Origin of the sequence: Coprothermobacter proteolyticus DSM 5265, from assembly GCF_000020945.1 — a bacterium.
Lineage (GTDB): Bacteria > Coprothermobacterota > Coprothermobacteria > Coprothermobacterales > Coprothermobacteraceae > Coprothermobacter > Coprothermobacter proteolyticus.
This window is the reverse complement of record NC_011295.1, coordinates 344,292-356,303: the sequence shown is the minus strand read 5'-3', so window position 1 is coordinate 356,303 and position 12,012 is coordinate 344,292. Positions and strand designations below refer to the sequence as shown.

Below are 12,012 nucleotides of genomic sequence, written 5' to 3'. Positions count from 1 at the left end.
GTAACCTTTGTGACCTTTGTGACTTTTGTGAAAGATCACTTATCTACAGTGTTCTTGACAGCGTACCACAGGTAAAGATCCATTTCGCCTAAATCCATGTGAAGCTTCTGCACAATGGGAATAAGTAATTGTTCATGCGCTTCATAGCGAGCCCTGGTCCAGCCTTTGGGCATATCCTCGATAAGCTTGTAGTGGTGCATGAGCCTGAGGATGTGCTTGTCGAGGATTGCCACGTCCAGTAACCCCACGTTTCTTAAGAAGTGACTAGCTTCTTTCCAGCCGATGCCTTTAAAGTTTTTGACCAACATGCTGCGAGCCTCTGGTGAAGGCAGATTGCCGTTTACGATTAAAGGAAGTAAATGAGCTCGCTGACGGTTTTCCAGAATGAAACGAGCACGTTGGTAAGCGAAGCGGTGACCCACACTACGTAAAGCATCCTCAAGATCCTCAGGAGGCATGGTTAGAAAACCCTCACCTATGAGCTCCTGAGCACGCATTCCACCTTGAGCGCTCCAGTTCGCAGTGAGCACACAAAAGCTGAGCTCGGAAAACAAATTACTCACATCATGGCGTGGGAAGTTTTTGAACTGTGCAATTCGCTGAGAAACAAGGTCTTTAGCTTCGTCCTTGACAAGACTTACAAGCTCTTCTAATGAGTTAGCTATTTCTAATCTTGCGGGAAGAGCACTGGAATTTCGCGCCACGGCCTTATCTCCTCCTTTGTTACTATGCAGTTCACAGCTTTAAAACTTACACCTTTCTTCTTTGCCCATTTCATGGCACTTGCAAAATCCTCGTCCATGGCACTGTGAAATGTGACAGCTTCTGCATCACACCGCTGCACCACAAAGACCACCAAGCCTTCACCTTTATCAGCAAGCTCGTAAAGATGTTTAGTTCCACGTTTTGTGGGAGCGTCAGGGAACAAGCCCAATCCATCTTGGACTAACGTTACAGACTTTACCTCCACCAAACGTCCGTCAACAGAAAAATCTAAACGTGAATGCCCTAAACTAACCTCTTTGAGCACCTGAACATTGCCGCCTAAACCGAGCAGATCAAGACTTTCCAGAAACAATTTGTTTGCCAAAGCGGCATACAAACAAACCAGGACAGAATCATAGCCAAGAACAGCCTCATAGGCCAGTTTGCGTTTTGCAGAGTGCACAGGCTTTAACCACACAGGAGCTCCCGGGTAAATGAGTTCACGTAGCCGCCCCGGATTAGGCAGATAAGCCCAGTCCAAATGGTCGTCAAAATCAACAAGCAGTTTGAAACGCTTTTGACGTTCCACAACTGTTCCAAAAAGCAGGGGTGGAAACTTCATAGTGTAATCGCAAAAGCCCTGACCGGAGCCCCACTACAGCCTTCCAGCTTCAGTGGGGCAACTACCAAAAAATACTCCTGTTTTTCATTTAGCATGTGAAGGTTAGCCAACCCCTCCACAATGAGCACCCCAGAAGAAAGAAGTTGTCTGTGAACCACCAAATCATCACTGTGCTCCACGCTCATTGCATCTACACCCAGCAGTTTTACACCGCCAGTTATGAGCACTTCCACTTCTTCGGGTGTAATATTCGCAGATAGCTTCTCATTAGTGCTCAGAAGTAATGCTTTATCTTTTAAGTCCGTAAAACGTCCCGTTAGCTTGGCTAGGCGGTCTTCCTTCTTTGACAAGGCGGACATGTCCACATACACACAGGGCAATATGAGCCGTTCTAAGGCAATAGAGCTTACGTCAGCACCCCCCTTAAGAACGTGCCAAGGAGCATCCAAGTGAGTACCTCCATGGGAGGACATGCAGACTCGCTCCAAAACAAAACCGTCTTCAAGCGTGGACACAGTATGCACCTCAACTGGTGGATCGCCCGGATATACCTGTAGATTTTCGGAAATGGTTTGCGTTAGATCGATTATGCTTTTAGCTTCTAACTGCATACAGCGTATTTCCCGCTAAATGAGGCAGCCTGCGAAAGTTCCTTCGAGGAAAACTCAGCCTGGGTAAAGTGCAAATCCAGAGCATCCTCAAAACCTTCACGCAGAGCATTTTCAAGTACGCCTATGGTTATATCGGGAAGTAGCTCCCGAAGGGCAATAGCGTGGGCTCTTATCTCAGATTCCTCAATGGAAAACAGCTCAGCCATCTCATGGTATATGGGTTCAACCATGATGGATCCATGCTGTAAAAAGCCCCATGGTTTTCTTGCTTGAGCTGACCCGATAAGCTTCTTCCCTGCTACGCCAACTTCATGGCCTGACAGATGAACAAAACAGCTTGATGGATCCTCCTTGGTAGGCAAAGGTGCTGGCAGAAACTCGGCAGGTATTCCTAAAAGCTCAAGACCCTTGATAAGCCCCTGAGACACAAGAAAATAGGTTTCCAAAACACTGTTTCCAAAACCGCTAAGAGGTCCAACAAATGAGTAACTCACATCGAGCAAATGAAGAACAGCTTTTCCACCGGTAGGACGCCGAACCACGGGGTAAGGAGAATGTTGTTGTTGCTGCTGCCACTTTTGGAATAAACCAATGGACACAGTGGCTGGACACCAAGTGTAGAATCTTAGGAACACCTGCTCCTCTTCTCGCAGCTGTTGCAGAAGCAGGCTGTCCAGCGCCATGTTCAAACTGCCTTCTCTACAAGTATCAAATATGACTGTAGCTTTCATGGTTATCACCCACCATTTGATAGCAAAACAATCTCTTCCTCGTGGCCAGTAACTACATATTCTTCTGAAACCTTTAGATCACCCACCTTTGCCCCCATGAACAAACTAAAAGGCACATTCCAAAGACGTTTGACCAGCTCACCTAATGTTATGGGCGCATCCAACAGAACCTCAAGACCTTCAGGCGGCACTGACAGAACTTCAGCCATGTGGCCTACAATTTTCACTCGCATAAGTTAAAGTTTAATACGTTTTCGATTGAATTATGGAATCGTACACGTAATGAATTTTATTCAACAAATTGCACCACTTCATCAAATGATTTCATGGTTTTTGGGCGAGGTGTTTCATCATGATAACCAGTAGCGATAAGTGCCACCAAATCGAATCCTTCAGGCTTTCCCAATAGCTGTTCGATGTCACCTTTAGCTTGCATGGGACCTGTCATCCACACACTGCCCAGCCCCTGTGCAAGGAGAGCCAACAAGAGGTATGCAATGCCTGAAGCAACAGATTGTATGCTTGGATTTGCCAAATCAAGCCAAGATTTCATCAAGGCGGCTTCTTCATCATGCGCCATACGTTCTAGGTAGATTTGGTCCCTGCTAGAGGGATAAATCTGGGAATAGACTGCGATGAGCACGGGAGCTTTTCTAAAGAAGCCAGCACGCTCTACCATGGCTTGTGGATTCTCCATGTGGCGAGCAGTTTCCTCCCAGCTTGCTACCTTCTGAGCCCTGCTTCTTACAGCATCGGCGATGGCGTTTATCATGTCCTTGTTCTTTACTACTACGAATTTCCAGCCTTGGTAGTTCATACCACTGGGAGCATAGGTTGCCAATTCCAGCGCTTGTTTCAACACTTCGTCAGGCACATCCTTATCCTGCCAATTCCTTACAGATCGCCTACTCTTGATAAGCTGTGAAAGTTCTTCAAAATTCATGTTCGTATCACCCTGCCCTTAAAACACCATAGGAATGTAGCCTTCGTTAACCAGCTTTGCAATTTCTATGGGGATTTGCACGTTGTCGAAACCCAAATTATCAAGTTTTACTGTAACCTCAAATTTGTCACTGATGTGGCGACATGCCATGGGACTAATGCCCGCCTTAACCAATTCACTGATAAGCTCTTGCACATCAGGATCTTCAGCTGCAATCTTTTGACTAATGCCAAAAAACTGCACTTTCACGTCTTCGTAAAGGTTGTCTCTCTTGGATTTTAGTGCCATGTTCAAGGCAGGCATGATCACCTGCTTATCACCAGAAGAGATCACAATAACTACTTTCTTCTTACTGCTATTTTCGTTTATCAACGAATTCACCTCCCTATACTTATAGATAACCAAAGCAAAGCACTACTATACGGCGGATCGTGATAGAATTCATTTATATGGAAAACTATATGGAAAACATTTATGACTTAATCAAACAGCGTAGGAGCGTAAGGAACTTTAAACCAGATTCGGTGGATGATGCAGTACTAAAACGTATATTGGAAGCAGCACTGTGGGCACCTTCCGCTGGTAATACGCAGGCAAGAATGTTTTATTTGGTTAAAAACCCAGAGCTTAAGAAGGCTGTCGCTTCTGCTTGCTTTGATCAAGATCACGTGGAGTTAGCGCCAGTAATAGTTGTAGCTTGCACGGATGTTGAAGCCATGCGAGCTCTTTATGGGAAACGTGGAACCACCCTTTACGGCATATGTGATGTGAGCGCTGCCGTGGAGAACCTCTTGCTGGCAGCATGGTCTGAGGGGTTGGGTAGCTGCTGGGTGGGAAATTTCAGCGAACAAGAACTTCAGAAGGCTTTGAAGATACCTAAACGATTTCTCCCGGTAGCTGTGGTACCACTGGGATACCCCGCAGAAATACCGCCCTCTCCCGCTCGTAAGTCCTTTGATGAAAGCGTAGTTATACTCTAGAAAAAAAACATTTTTAGCACACTAAGACCATATAATTAATGTGTATGGATATGGATAAACTATCTGAGTATTTGTTCGACCTTTATATCCAATTGCCAAGAAGGTTTAAAAGGCTATTCTATGCTTCCATGCAGGATCAAGAACTACAACTTGGGTTAAGCGAGCTAAAAATACTCAATGAACTGGACAAAATCGGACCCTGTAAAATGTCAGACTTGTCTGATGCTCTGGTAGTAACCATGGGCGGTTTAACCCCTCATGTGGACAAACTCGTTGAAAAAGGTTTAGTAAGAAGATTCAGAGACGAAGAAAGGGACAGGCGACTGGTTTTGGTTGAGATAACCGATCAAGGACAGCGCTTATTAAAAGAGACCAAAGAACAATTCTTAAGAACGCTAGAGCATCACTTGGAAAAATTCACGAATGAAGAAAAGGCCGACATCGCAAAGGCAGTAGAAACGCTTAGAAGAACCTTCGAGTTTTAGGTTGTATAAAGACAAGTAAAGAATAGCAAACGCACACATGAATAACAAAGGAGGGGACCACAGGTCCCCTCCTCTCTTCTTTCACATGCTCTCACTGCCGGGAAAGCACTATTGCTAGTGGTTTTACTTCAAATGTTTGAAGAATGCTTGGTTTGCCTTGTAAGCGTAATAGACATCTAGTTTACTGGAAACCTCAAACAGAGAGTGCATGCCCCACAGAGCCACACCGATGTCCACTACGTCAGCTCCCCTATCAGCCATGAATAGAGCCACCGTTCCGCCACCGCCTTCATCAACTTTCCCAAGTTCCGCCATTTGCCAAATAACGCCCTCTTTGTCAAAGGCTTCCCGAACTTGAGCAAGGAACTCAGCATGAGCATCGTTGGCTCCGCCTTTACCCCTGCTACCCGTGTACTTGGTCAGAACTGGTCCATAGTGCATCCTTGCAGCATTCTGCATCTCATGAACACTTTTCCAAATGGGATCTACAGCAGCGGTTACGTCAGCTGATAGCACCTTTGTGCGGTTCCAAGCTTCGTAAAGATCCAATGGACTAAACGAGGGTTTGGTCAGTGCAATGAGTTTGGAAAGGAACTTATCGATGAAAGCAGATCTCATACCCGTGTTTCCCATGGATCCCACTTCTTCTTTGTCAGCCAAGATCACCACGGCTGTCTTCTCAGGTACTTCTGCTAGATCCAATAAAGCACGAAACGCCGTGTAACCACACACGCGATCGTCTTGAGCATAAGCACCAATGAGTGCTCTGTCCAAACCTACTTCTCGAGGTTTCAATGCAGGTACTACCTCTAACTCAGCTGACAGAAAATCGGCTTCAGTAATACCGTAAGTGTCGTTAAGTAGCTTTAGGATGAATTTCTTAACGGGTTCCTTTTCCTCATCCTTAAGAGGAACAGAACCAATCACAACATCTAAGGATTCGCCTGGTATGGCTTCATCCATGGTCTTAGACATTTGAATCTTTCTACCTAAGTGAGGCAATATGTCCGGAATTACCAAGACGGGGTCTTCATCCTTGTCTCCCACAGCAATTTCCACCACAGTACCATCTGTTTTAACTACCACACCGTGTAAAGCCAAAGGCGTAGAAACCCAATGGAAGTTCTTTATGCCGCCGTAGTAATGTGTTTCTAGAATGGCGATCTGCTCATCTTCTTTTAGTGGCCTGGGCTTAAGATCCAGCCTAGGTGCGTCTACGTGTGCCACTACAATGTTCACGCCCTCAGTAGCAGGCTTCTGACCTAGTACAGCAAAAACCACACTCTTTTTACGGTTTTCAAAATATACCTTCTCTCCTGGTCTCCAAGAGCCTTCCAGTTCATCTAAATTGCGGAAACCCTTTTCTCGGGCTTCCTTTATGGACTGTGTAACAGTTTCACGTTCTGTTTTTGCCACAGCCATAAACTGCATGTAATCCTTGGCAAAGGATTCGATCTCTGAGAGCGTGGTTTCATCAACTTTCAAGTGTCCGTTCTTCCAGTTAATCATGAGCTCTTCAAAATTCACCACACATGCGCCTCCTTCATTTACAAACAAATATAGTTTAACATTCTATTGAAGTAAACCACTCACGTGGAGTTTGCTATAATTCTCTTGTGCAGAAAAAGTACCTTCTTCTTGGTATAGCTGGCGGAACAGGTTCAGGTAAGACCACAGTTGCAAAAACCTTACATGACATTGTCCCGAAAGACCAGGTGACCATGCTCAGCATGGACTCTTATTACAGAGATTTCCCGGATCTGAGCTTGGAAGAACGTCGGAAGTTAAATTATGACCACCCCAATGCTTTCGACTTTGATTTACTTTATAAACACTTGCAGATGCTAATCCAAGGAGAGTCCATAAAAGTACCAGAATATTCCTTTGAACTTTACGGAAGAACGGGTAATTACGAGATTGTAGTGCCCAGGCCTGTGATCATAGTAGAAGGCATTCTGTTGTTTTACGATGAACGCATTAGGAATTTGTTCGATATAAAAATCTACGTGGATACCGATGCTGACGTGAGAATACTGAGAAGACTAAAACGCGATGTGGAAAAACGAGGTCGCACACTGGACTCTGTTATTAAGCAGTACTTGGAAACAGTACGTCCCATGCACATCCAGTTTGTGGAACCAACGAAGAGATTTGCTGATATCATCGTCCCAGAAGGTGGAAAGAACATGGTTGCCATGGACATAATTAAAGCTAAAATACAAGTGCTTCTGCAAGAACTTTATGATGATAAAAGCTACAAGAGTGACAATGATTCCTCTGTATTAGGGGAGGAAGGAGACATATGAACAAAGTGGAAGAAGAACTTTTGGCGGCTGTCCGCGCCATTAACACGAGCATGCTGGCTAGTGACGGCCATACCACCATATCGATAAAGTTGGAAAACGGCAACATACTGGCAGTAGTGGGTAAGAAAGACCCATTTGTTACCGAAGAGGATTTACTGGAGATAGAACCCAGTGGTGAAGTGCTAAGAGGTAATCCTGAGGAAGAAATTTTGGTTCACCTAGACATTTACAGACATTGGGACAACGTGAAAGCACTAATTCACTCCTATCCTATTAGCCTCGTGAATCTAGCTTTGGGACGAGTACCCATGGCAGAAAACGTTGAACCAGGCATGTTATTTCAAGATCTTCAGATCATCGCCGCACCACCTTTGGATAGGAAACAGCTCATTGAGCAAATAAAGGACATCTTTGACGTGGGGGTGGCTTTAGTAACCACTGATTTTGGCCTCCTATTGGCTGGAGAGAGTTTGTGGGAAGTGTTCTTCCGGTTGCAACAGCTGGAAGAATTGGCTGAACGAATCACATTTAAGAGCATCGTAGGACATTAGAGATATGGAATACGTAAAGAGGATCTTTTCAATTGAGTTGAAACCGGGAATGACCAACGTCAAAGAACTCTTTGTCCTGCAACAAAAAACTTACGGCTCAAAAAAGAAAGACGGCAGCCACTACGCAAACTTGGTGCTTTCTGATGCTAAAGGAAGCATTAGGGGCTTCATGGAGCTCAATGACAACGGCATGATAAACATTGAGAACGGCCAACTAGTCTGCTGCACAGGTAATATTGGCGAATTCAACTCTGAAGTCACCATGTATGTCTCTCACATAGAACAAGTGGATCTATCTGTTATCGACGAGAAGACTTTGGCACTACTCTATCCCAGCGTGGAAAACCTAGAACAATTAAAAGCAGAACTAAGAAGCTTAGTTGAAAGCGTAGAAAACACTGAAATGAAACTACTGTTGGAGTACGTACTGTTTGAGAAACTTTGGGACCAATTTATAAAGAAACCAGCAGCCAAGAGTATTCACCACGCGCGCATTGGTGGACTTTTGGAGCACTCTGTTCACGTAGCTGAAATGGTTAGTGATCTTTCAAGGTTTTATCCTGACGTAAACAGAGACCTGGCTCTCACAGGAGCACTTTTGCACGATATTGGCAAAGTGGAAGAAATGAGTATACCAGGGGGCGATTACACCGACAACGGCAAACTGCTGGGGCATGTGGTTCACGGCTCGCTTATGTTGGCAAAATTCATGGATGACTTAGGCTTAGATGAATCCTTGAAACAAGCACTGCTTCACATTGTGCTAAGCCACCACGGAGAGAAAGAATGGGGTTCACCAGTTAAGCCAAAAACATTGGAAGCTTTGCTGGTAGCCATGGCGGATCGCACAGATGCATATTTAGACCATGCTCAGAAGATTTACCGTGAAACCAAGGCTAAAGGGCTAAAATGGTCGCACTACAGCGAACCCTTAGATGCAGCCATATTTGTTTTGGACGAGGATTCTAACTGATATCACTACAAAGCCTGTAAACGCTGTGGTTATCCACAGCCCCCTCATATCGCTGTTATAACCACATCTATTGACTATGGGGGAAACTGTGGTATATAATACGCTTAGAGGGTGTAGTGCATAACCCTCTAAAAACCAGGAGGTGGACAAAAATGACAAAACCAGAATTGGTAGATGCTTTAGCAGAGAGGACCGGAATGAAGAAGAAAGATGCAGAACTGTTTTTGAACGCTTTCATGGATGTGGTCACGGAAACCGTGAAGAGCGGTGAACCAGTAGTTTTGGTGGGCTTTGGTAAGTTTATGCTGCGCGAAAGAAAAGCCAGAAAAGGCGTCAACCCAAAGACCCGTGAACCCATCGACATTCCAGCCAAGAAGACCGTGGTATTCAAACCCGGTAAAGAGCTTCGTGACTAAAGAAAGCTAACAAGAGGAAGAGAATTAACAGGGGACCCACATATACAAGGGCCCCCTCTTTTTTATATGCATCCCCTTAAGTGCCTTCTCGTTTGAGTACCGATTTGACAGTAAGAAGCAGTATTTTAATGTCAGTGGAAAGCACATTGGGACTGGTTATGTAAAACAGGTCAAAGAAAAACTTGTGCTTGAAATCGACGCTGTAGCTGGCATATACCTGAGCGTAGCCTGTAAGCCCTGGCTTCACAATTAAGCGTAACCTAAAGTCCTCAACCTCATCTAAAGCCTTTTCATAGAACTCAGGCCTTTCAGGCCTCGGACCTACCACAGACATATCACCCACAAGCACATTGAAGAATTGAGGAAGCTCATCTAGACGCGTCTTTCTTAGGAATCTTCCAACCCTTGTAATCCTTGGATCATCTTCACTAGCCAACACCGGACCTGTGTACTTTTCCGCATCAGGTATCATGGTTCTAAACTTTATTACTTTGAAGGACCTTCCGCCTTGACCCAGGCGCTGCTGGGTGTAAAAAATGGGGCCAGGGCTGTCGATGAAAATGGCTAAGGCAATAAAAGGCAAAAGAATCACTGTTATGGCACTCCCTAAAAGCCCGATAATAATATCCACTACTCTTTTTAAGAAAACCTGTACTCGATCAAAAACCCACGAATGGATAAGGATAAAAGGATGGTCATCGAAGGATACCATAAGACCGTTGAGAAGAGCCATTTGCTCCACCGTAGGATCAATAATAACTGGTTTACCATGCTCAATACCTTTCTTCAGCTCCTCCACCAAATCTAAACCAGCTATGACAATGGCTTGGGCTTCATCAATGGACTGAGCTCTATTGCTAGAAAGCAGTGAAGCAATACTTTCATCAACCCCTTTTACGAACACACTGGGAAAAGGCTCCTTAGATATGAACCGAACCTTAAGCCAAGTAATAAGGAAAAAGAGCAGTAGCTGATACAGGAGTGCGTAAAGGATAACACTTCTTGGAAACGCAAAAGCCCTTAGCCAGAAAGACAGCACCAAGGAAGCAAGGCTGGCACCCGCAATGGAAATAACAGTAGCCCAAGCTATGTCTTCAAATGATCTGGTATAGGTGGCATAGGCATCTAGGTAATACATGAGAAACAGAAATATTAAGGCAGACCAAGGGAGAACAATCAACATGGACTCAAGGTTTTCGGGAGGTATGGGAAAGCCAAATTTCGTCAAAGAAGCTAAAGCATAGGACGAAAGAAAAACCAAGAGGTCAATTACTGCCCACACTGGAAAACCACTCCTTCAACCGCTTCTTTGCATAATCCAGGTCCACCTGCAGCAAATCTGCTACTGCCTGTGGGTCTAAGCCTGCCACGGCAACCGCCTGCCTGAAAGCTCTACGCTCGGCTTCCAACAGAACCTCTTTTAAAGGCCTCAAGGCGGGCTTTGGTTCAACAACCTGAGGTGGAAGCACGTCAAGGGTGAGCACTTTACCTGAACACAAAGCAACGGCACGAGCTATGATGTTCTCTAGCTCCCTTACATTTCCGGGGTAGTCATAGGCCATTAATGCCGCCATGACTTCCGGGGTAACTCCAGTAACCTCCTTGCTCGTTTCCGCTGCGTATTTCTTAATGAAATGATCAGCCAGCAGCGGTATGTCTTCTTTTCGCTCTCGTAGTGGAGGCAGCTGTATTTGAACCACATTCAGCCGGAAATAAAGATCTTCTCTGAAACTCCCACTTTTTACTAAACTCTGCAGATCTTTGTTAGTAGCTGCCAAAACTCTGACATCTACTGGTATGGACCTGGTTCCACCGATACGCTCAATGACGTGCTCCTGAAGCACACGAAGGATCTTTGCTTGAAGCATGGGGCTCATATCACCGATTTCATCGAGAAGAATGGTACCGTGGTTTGCCAGCTCGAACTTACCTATCTTGCGTTCATCAGCACCAGTAAAGGCACCCTTTTCGTAACCAAACAGTTCACTTTCCAACAGATCTTCGGGAATGGCAGCACAGTTCACAACCACAAAGGGACCCTTGTTTCTGGGTGAGTTGTAGTGGATTGCCCTACTGACCAATTCCTTTCCGGTACCCGATTCACCAGTTATGAGCACCGTTACATCGGTAGAAGCTACACGTCCAATGAGTTTATACACTTCCTGCATGGCAGCTGACATGCCCACCATTAATGATGATGTCTCTTTACTGCCCTTTATGGGTAACACTTCAGTGGTTTTGGAGTAGTCCAGTGCTTTGCGTACCTTTTCCGCCAAGTCGTCGATGTCGAAGGGTTTGGTTATAAAATCGTAGGCACCTCTGCGCATAGCTTCAATGGTGACGTCGGAAGTTCCGTAAGCAGTTATAACAATTACAGGAATATTTTTCAATACCAGTTGTTCAAGAACAGCCAAGCCATCCACTTTAGGCATGCGAATATCCACTAATGCGCAGTCAACAACCTGAGCTTCTGAGACCTTAAGTGCTTCTTCACCATCCGATGCGGTAACCACTTCCAAAGACTGCTGAGAAAGAACAGTTTGAACCAGTTCCCTTATGGAAGGCTCATCGTCAGCCACCAAGACTACTGGCTTTTCATTAGTTTTTTTACTACGCTTTGACACTCTCTCTTCTTTTTTCTCCATGACTATACAGATGTAAAAATGTTATTTCCCTACTGCTCAATAAA

Annotated in this window: 16 protein-coding genes; 6 read left to right on the top strand and 10 right to left on the bottom strand. The window is 45.1% G+C overall.

Features of this window, described 5'->3' with window-relative positions; all coding sequences use genetic code 11:
* Positions 1 to 35: 35 nt before the first annotated feature.
* From COPRO5265_RS01785 to COPRO5265_RS01755, 7 genes are read right to left on the bottom strand one after another with little or no spacing between them, the layout of a single operon-like run.
* Positions 36 to 704: an N-glycosylase/DNA lyase gene (locus COPRO5265_RS01785; protein WP_012544164.1), complete on the bottom strand. Its 669-nt coding sequence runs from the start codon at positions 702 to 704 to the stop codon at positions 36 to 38.
* Positions 668 to 1,327 carry a DNA/RNA nuclease SfsA gene (gene sfsA / locus COPRO5265_RS01780; protein WP_012544780.1) on the bottom strand — a complete coding sequence of 220 codons (660 nt, stop codon included), beginning with the start codon at positions 1,325 to 1,327 and terminating at the stop codon, positions 668 to 670. The genes COPRO5265_RS01785 and sfsA overlap by 37 nt, the downstream gene beginning before the upstream one ends.
* Positions 1,324 to 1,938: a cyclase family protein gene (locus COPRO5265_RS01775; RefSeq protein WP_012544160.1), complete on the bottom strand. Its 615-nt coding sequence runs from the start codon at positions 1,936 to 1,938 to the stop codon at positions 1,324 to 1,326. Before COPRO5265_RS01775 ends, sfsA begins: the two co-directional genes overlap by 4 nt.
* Positions 1,929 to 2,669: a lipoate--protein ligase family protein gene (locus COPRO5265_RS01770; protein WP_012544746.1), complete on the bottom strand. Its 741-nt coding sequence runs from the start codon at positions 2,667 to 2,669 to the stop codon at positions 1,929 to 1,931. The genes COPRO5265_RS01775 and COPRO5265_RS01770 overlap by 10 nt, the downstream gene beginning before the upstream one ends.
* A gap of 5 nt (positions 2,670 to 2,674) precedes the next feature.
* Complete coding sequence (locus tag COPRO5265_RS01765) at positions 2,675 to 2,902, bottom strand: hypothetical protein (RefSeq protein WP_012544335.1); 228 nt, start codon at positions 2,900 to 2,902, stop codon at positions 2,675 to 2,677.
* 56 nt (positions 2,903 to 2,958) lie between these two features.
* Positions 2,959 to 3,612 (bottom strand): nitroreductase family protein, encoded by a 654-nt coding sequence (locus tag COPRO5265_RS01760; protein WP_012543514.1) that lies wholly within the window; start codon positions 3,610 to 3,612, stop codon positions 2,959 to 2,961.
* An 18-nt stretch (positions 3,613 to 3,630) separates the two neighbouring features.
* Positions 3,631 to 3,993 carry a hypothetical protein gene (locus COPRO5265_RS01755; protein WP_012543743.1) on the bottom strand — a complete coding sequence of 121 codons (363 nt, stop codon included), beginning with the start codon at positions 3,991 to 3,993 and terminating at the stop codon, positions 3,631 to 3,633.
* A 68-nt stretch (positions 3,994 to 4,061) separates the two neighbouring features.
* Here COPRO5265_RS01755 and COPRO5265_RS01750 point away from each other — a divergent pair, with 68 nt between their 5' ends.
* Entirely contained in the window at positions 4,062 to 4,592 is a 531-nt protein-coding gene (locus COPRO5265_RS01750) for a nitroreductase family protein (protein WP_234397874.1), read from the top strand.
* Between the two features lie 44 nt (positions 4,593 to 4,636).
* Positions 4,637 to 5,077: a MarR family winged helix-turn-helix transcriptional regulator gene (locus COPRO5265_RS01745; RefSeq protein WP_236608231.1), complete on the top strand. Its 441-nt coding sequence runs from the start codon at positions 4,637 to 4,639 to the stop codon at positions 5,075 to 5,077.
* Between the two features lie 123 nt (positions 5,078 to 5,200).
* Here COPRO5265_RS01745 and COPRO5265_RS01740 read toward each other — a convergent pair whose 3' ends face one another.
* Positions 5,201 to 6,586 (bottom strand): aminopeptidase, encoded by a 1,386-nt coding sequence (locus COPRO5265_RS01740; RefSeq protein WP_012543445.1) that lies wholly within the window; start codon positions 6,584 to 6,586, stop codon positions 5,201 to 5,203.
* Positions 6,587 to 6,693: 107 nt separating this feature from the next.
* On the opposite strand from COPRO5265_RS01740, the gene udk reads away from it, so the two are divergent.
* From udk to COPRO5265_RS01720, 4 genes are all read left to right on the top strand, one after another.
* Positions 6,694 to 7,383: a uridine kinase gene (gene udk / locus COPRO5265_RS01735; protein ID WP_012544528.1), complete on the top strand. Its 690-nt coding sequence runs from the start codon at positions 6,694 to 6,696 to the stop codon at positions 7,381 to 7,383.
* Entirely contained in the window at positions 7,380 to 7,934 is a 555-nt protein-coding gene (locus tag COPRO5265_RS01730) for a class II aldolase/adducin family protein (protein ID WP_012544291.1), read from the top strand. Before udk ends, COPRO5265_RS01730 begins: the two co-directional genes overlap by 4 nt.
* 4 nt (positions 7,935 to 7,938) lie before the next feature.
* Positions 7,939 to 8,907 (top strand): 3'-5' exoribonuclease YhaM family protein, encoded by a 969-nt coding sequence (locus COPRO5265_RS01725; protein ID WP_012543470.1) that lies wholly within the window; start codon positions 7,939 to 7,941, stop codon positions 8,905 to 8,907.
* A 152-nt stretch (positions 8,908 to 9,059) separates the two neighbouring features.
* Positions 9,060 to 9,323: an HU family DNA-binding protein gene (locus COPRO5265_RS01720; RefSeq protein WP_012544085.1), complete on the top strand. Its 264-nt coding sequence runs from the start codon at positions 9,060 to 9,062 to the stop codon at positions 9,321 to 9,323.
* A 76-nt stretch (positions 9,324 to 9,399) separates the two neighbouring features.
* On the opposite strand, the gene COPRO5265_RS01715 is transcribed toward COPRO5265_RS01720, so the two are convergent.
* Both COPRO5265_RS01715 and COPRO5265_RS01710 read right to left on the bottom strand, forming a co-directional pair.
* Positions 9,400 to 10,605 (bottom strand): sugar transferase, encoded by a 1,206-nt coding sequence (locus tag COPRO5265_RS01715; RefSeq protein WP_012544744.1) that lies wholly within the window; start codon positions 10,603 to 10,605, stop codon positions 9,400 to 9,402.
* On the bottom strand, positions 10,589 to 11,968 hold the full coding sequence (locus tag COPRO5265_RS01710) for a sigma-54-dependent transcriptional regulator (protein ID WP_012544721.1): 1,380 nt from the start codon (positions 11,966 to 11,968) through the stop codon (positions 10,589 to 10,591). The genes COPRO5265_RS01715 and COPRO5265_RS01710 overlap by 17 nt, the downstream gene beginning before the upstream one ends.
* Positions 11,969 to 12,012: the final 44 nt, after the last annotated feature.

Bases quoted from the DNA above. Each gene is read 5' to 3' on its own strand.
- sfsA (WP_012544780.1), bottom strand. From the start codon at position 1,327: ATGAAGTTTCCACCCCTGCTTTTTGGAACAGTTGTGGAACGTCAAAAG.
- COPRO5265_RS01775 (WP_012544160.1), bottom strand. From the start codon at position 1,938: ATGCAGTTAGAAGCTAAAAGCATAATCGATCTAACGCAAACCATTTCC.
- COPRO5265_RS01770 (WP_012544746.1), bottom strand. From the start codon at position 2,669: ATGAAAGCTACAGTCATATTTGATACTTGTAGAGAAGGCAGTTTGAAC.
- COPRO5265_RS01765 (WP_012544335.1), bottom strand. From the start codon at position 2,902: ATGCGAGTGAAAATTGTAGGCCACATGGCTGAAGTTCTGTCAGTGCCG.
- COPRO5265_RS01760 (WP_012543514.1), bottom strand. From the start codon at position 3,612: ATGAATTTTGAAGAACTTTCACAGCTTATCAAGAGTAGGCGATCTGTA.
- COPRO5265_RS01750 (WP_234397874.1), top strand. From the start codon at position 4,062: ATGGAAAACTATATGGAAAACATTTATGACTTAATCAAACAGCGTAGG.
- COPRO5265_RS01745 (WP_236608231.1), top strand. From the start codon at position 4,637: ATGGATATGGATAAACTATCTGAGTATTTGTTCGACCTTTATATCCAA.
- COPRO5265_RS01740 (WP_012543445.1), bottom strand. From the start codon at position 6,586: ATGATTAACTGGAAGAACGGACACTTGAAAGTTGATGAAACCACGCTC.
- COPRO5265_RS01730 (WP_012544291.1), top strand. From the start codon at position 7,380: ATGAACAAAGTGGAAGAAGAACTTTTGGCGGCTGTCCGCGCCATTAAC.
- COPRO5265_RS01725 (WP_012543470.1), top strand. From the start codon at position 7,939: ATGGAATACGTAAAGAGGATCTTTTCAATTGAGTTGAAACCGGGAATG.
- COPRO5265_RS01720 (WP_012544085.1), top strand. From the start codon at position 9,060: ATGACAAAACCAGAATTGGTAGATGCTTTAGCAGAGAGGACCGGAATG.
- COPRO5265_RS01710 (WP_012544721.1), bottom strand. From the start codon at position 11,968: ATGGAGAAAAAAGAAGAGAGAGTGTCAAAGCGTAGTAAAAAAACTAAT.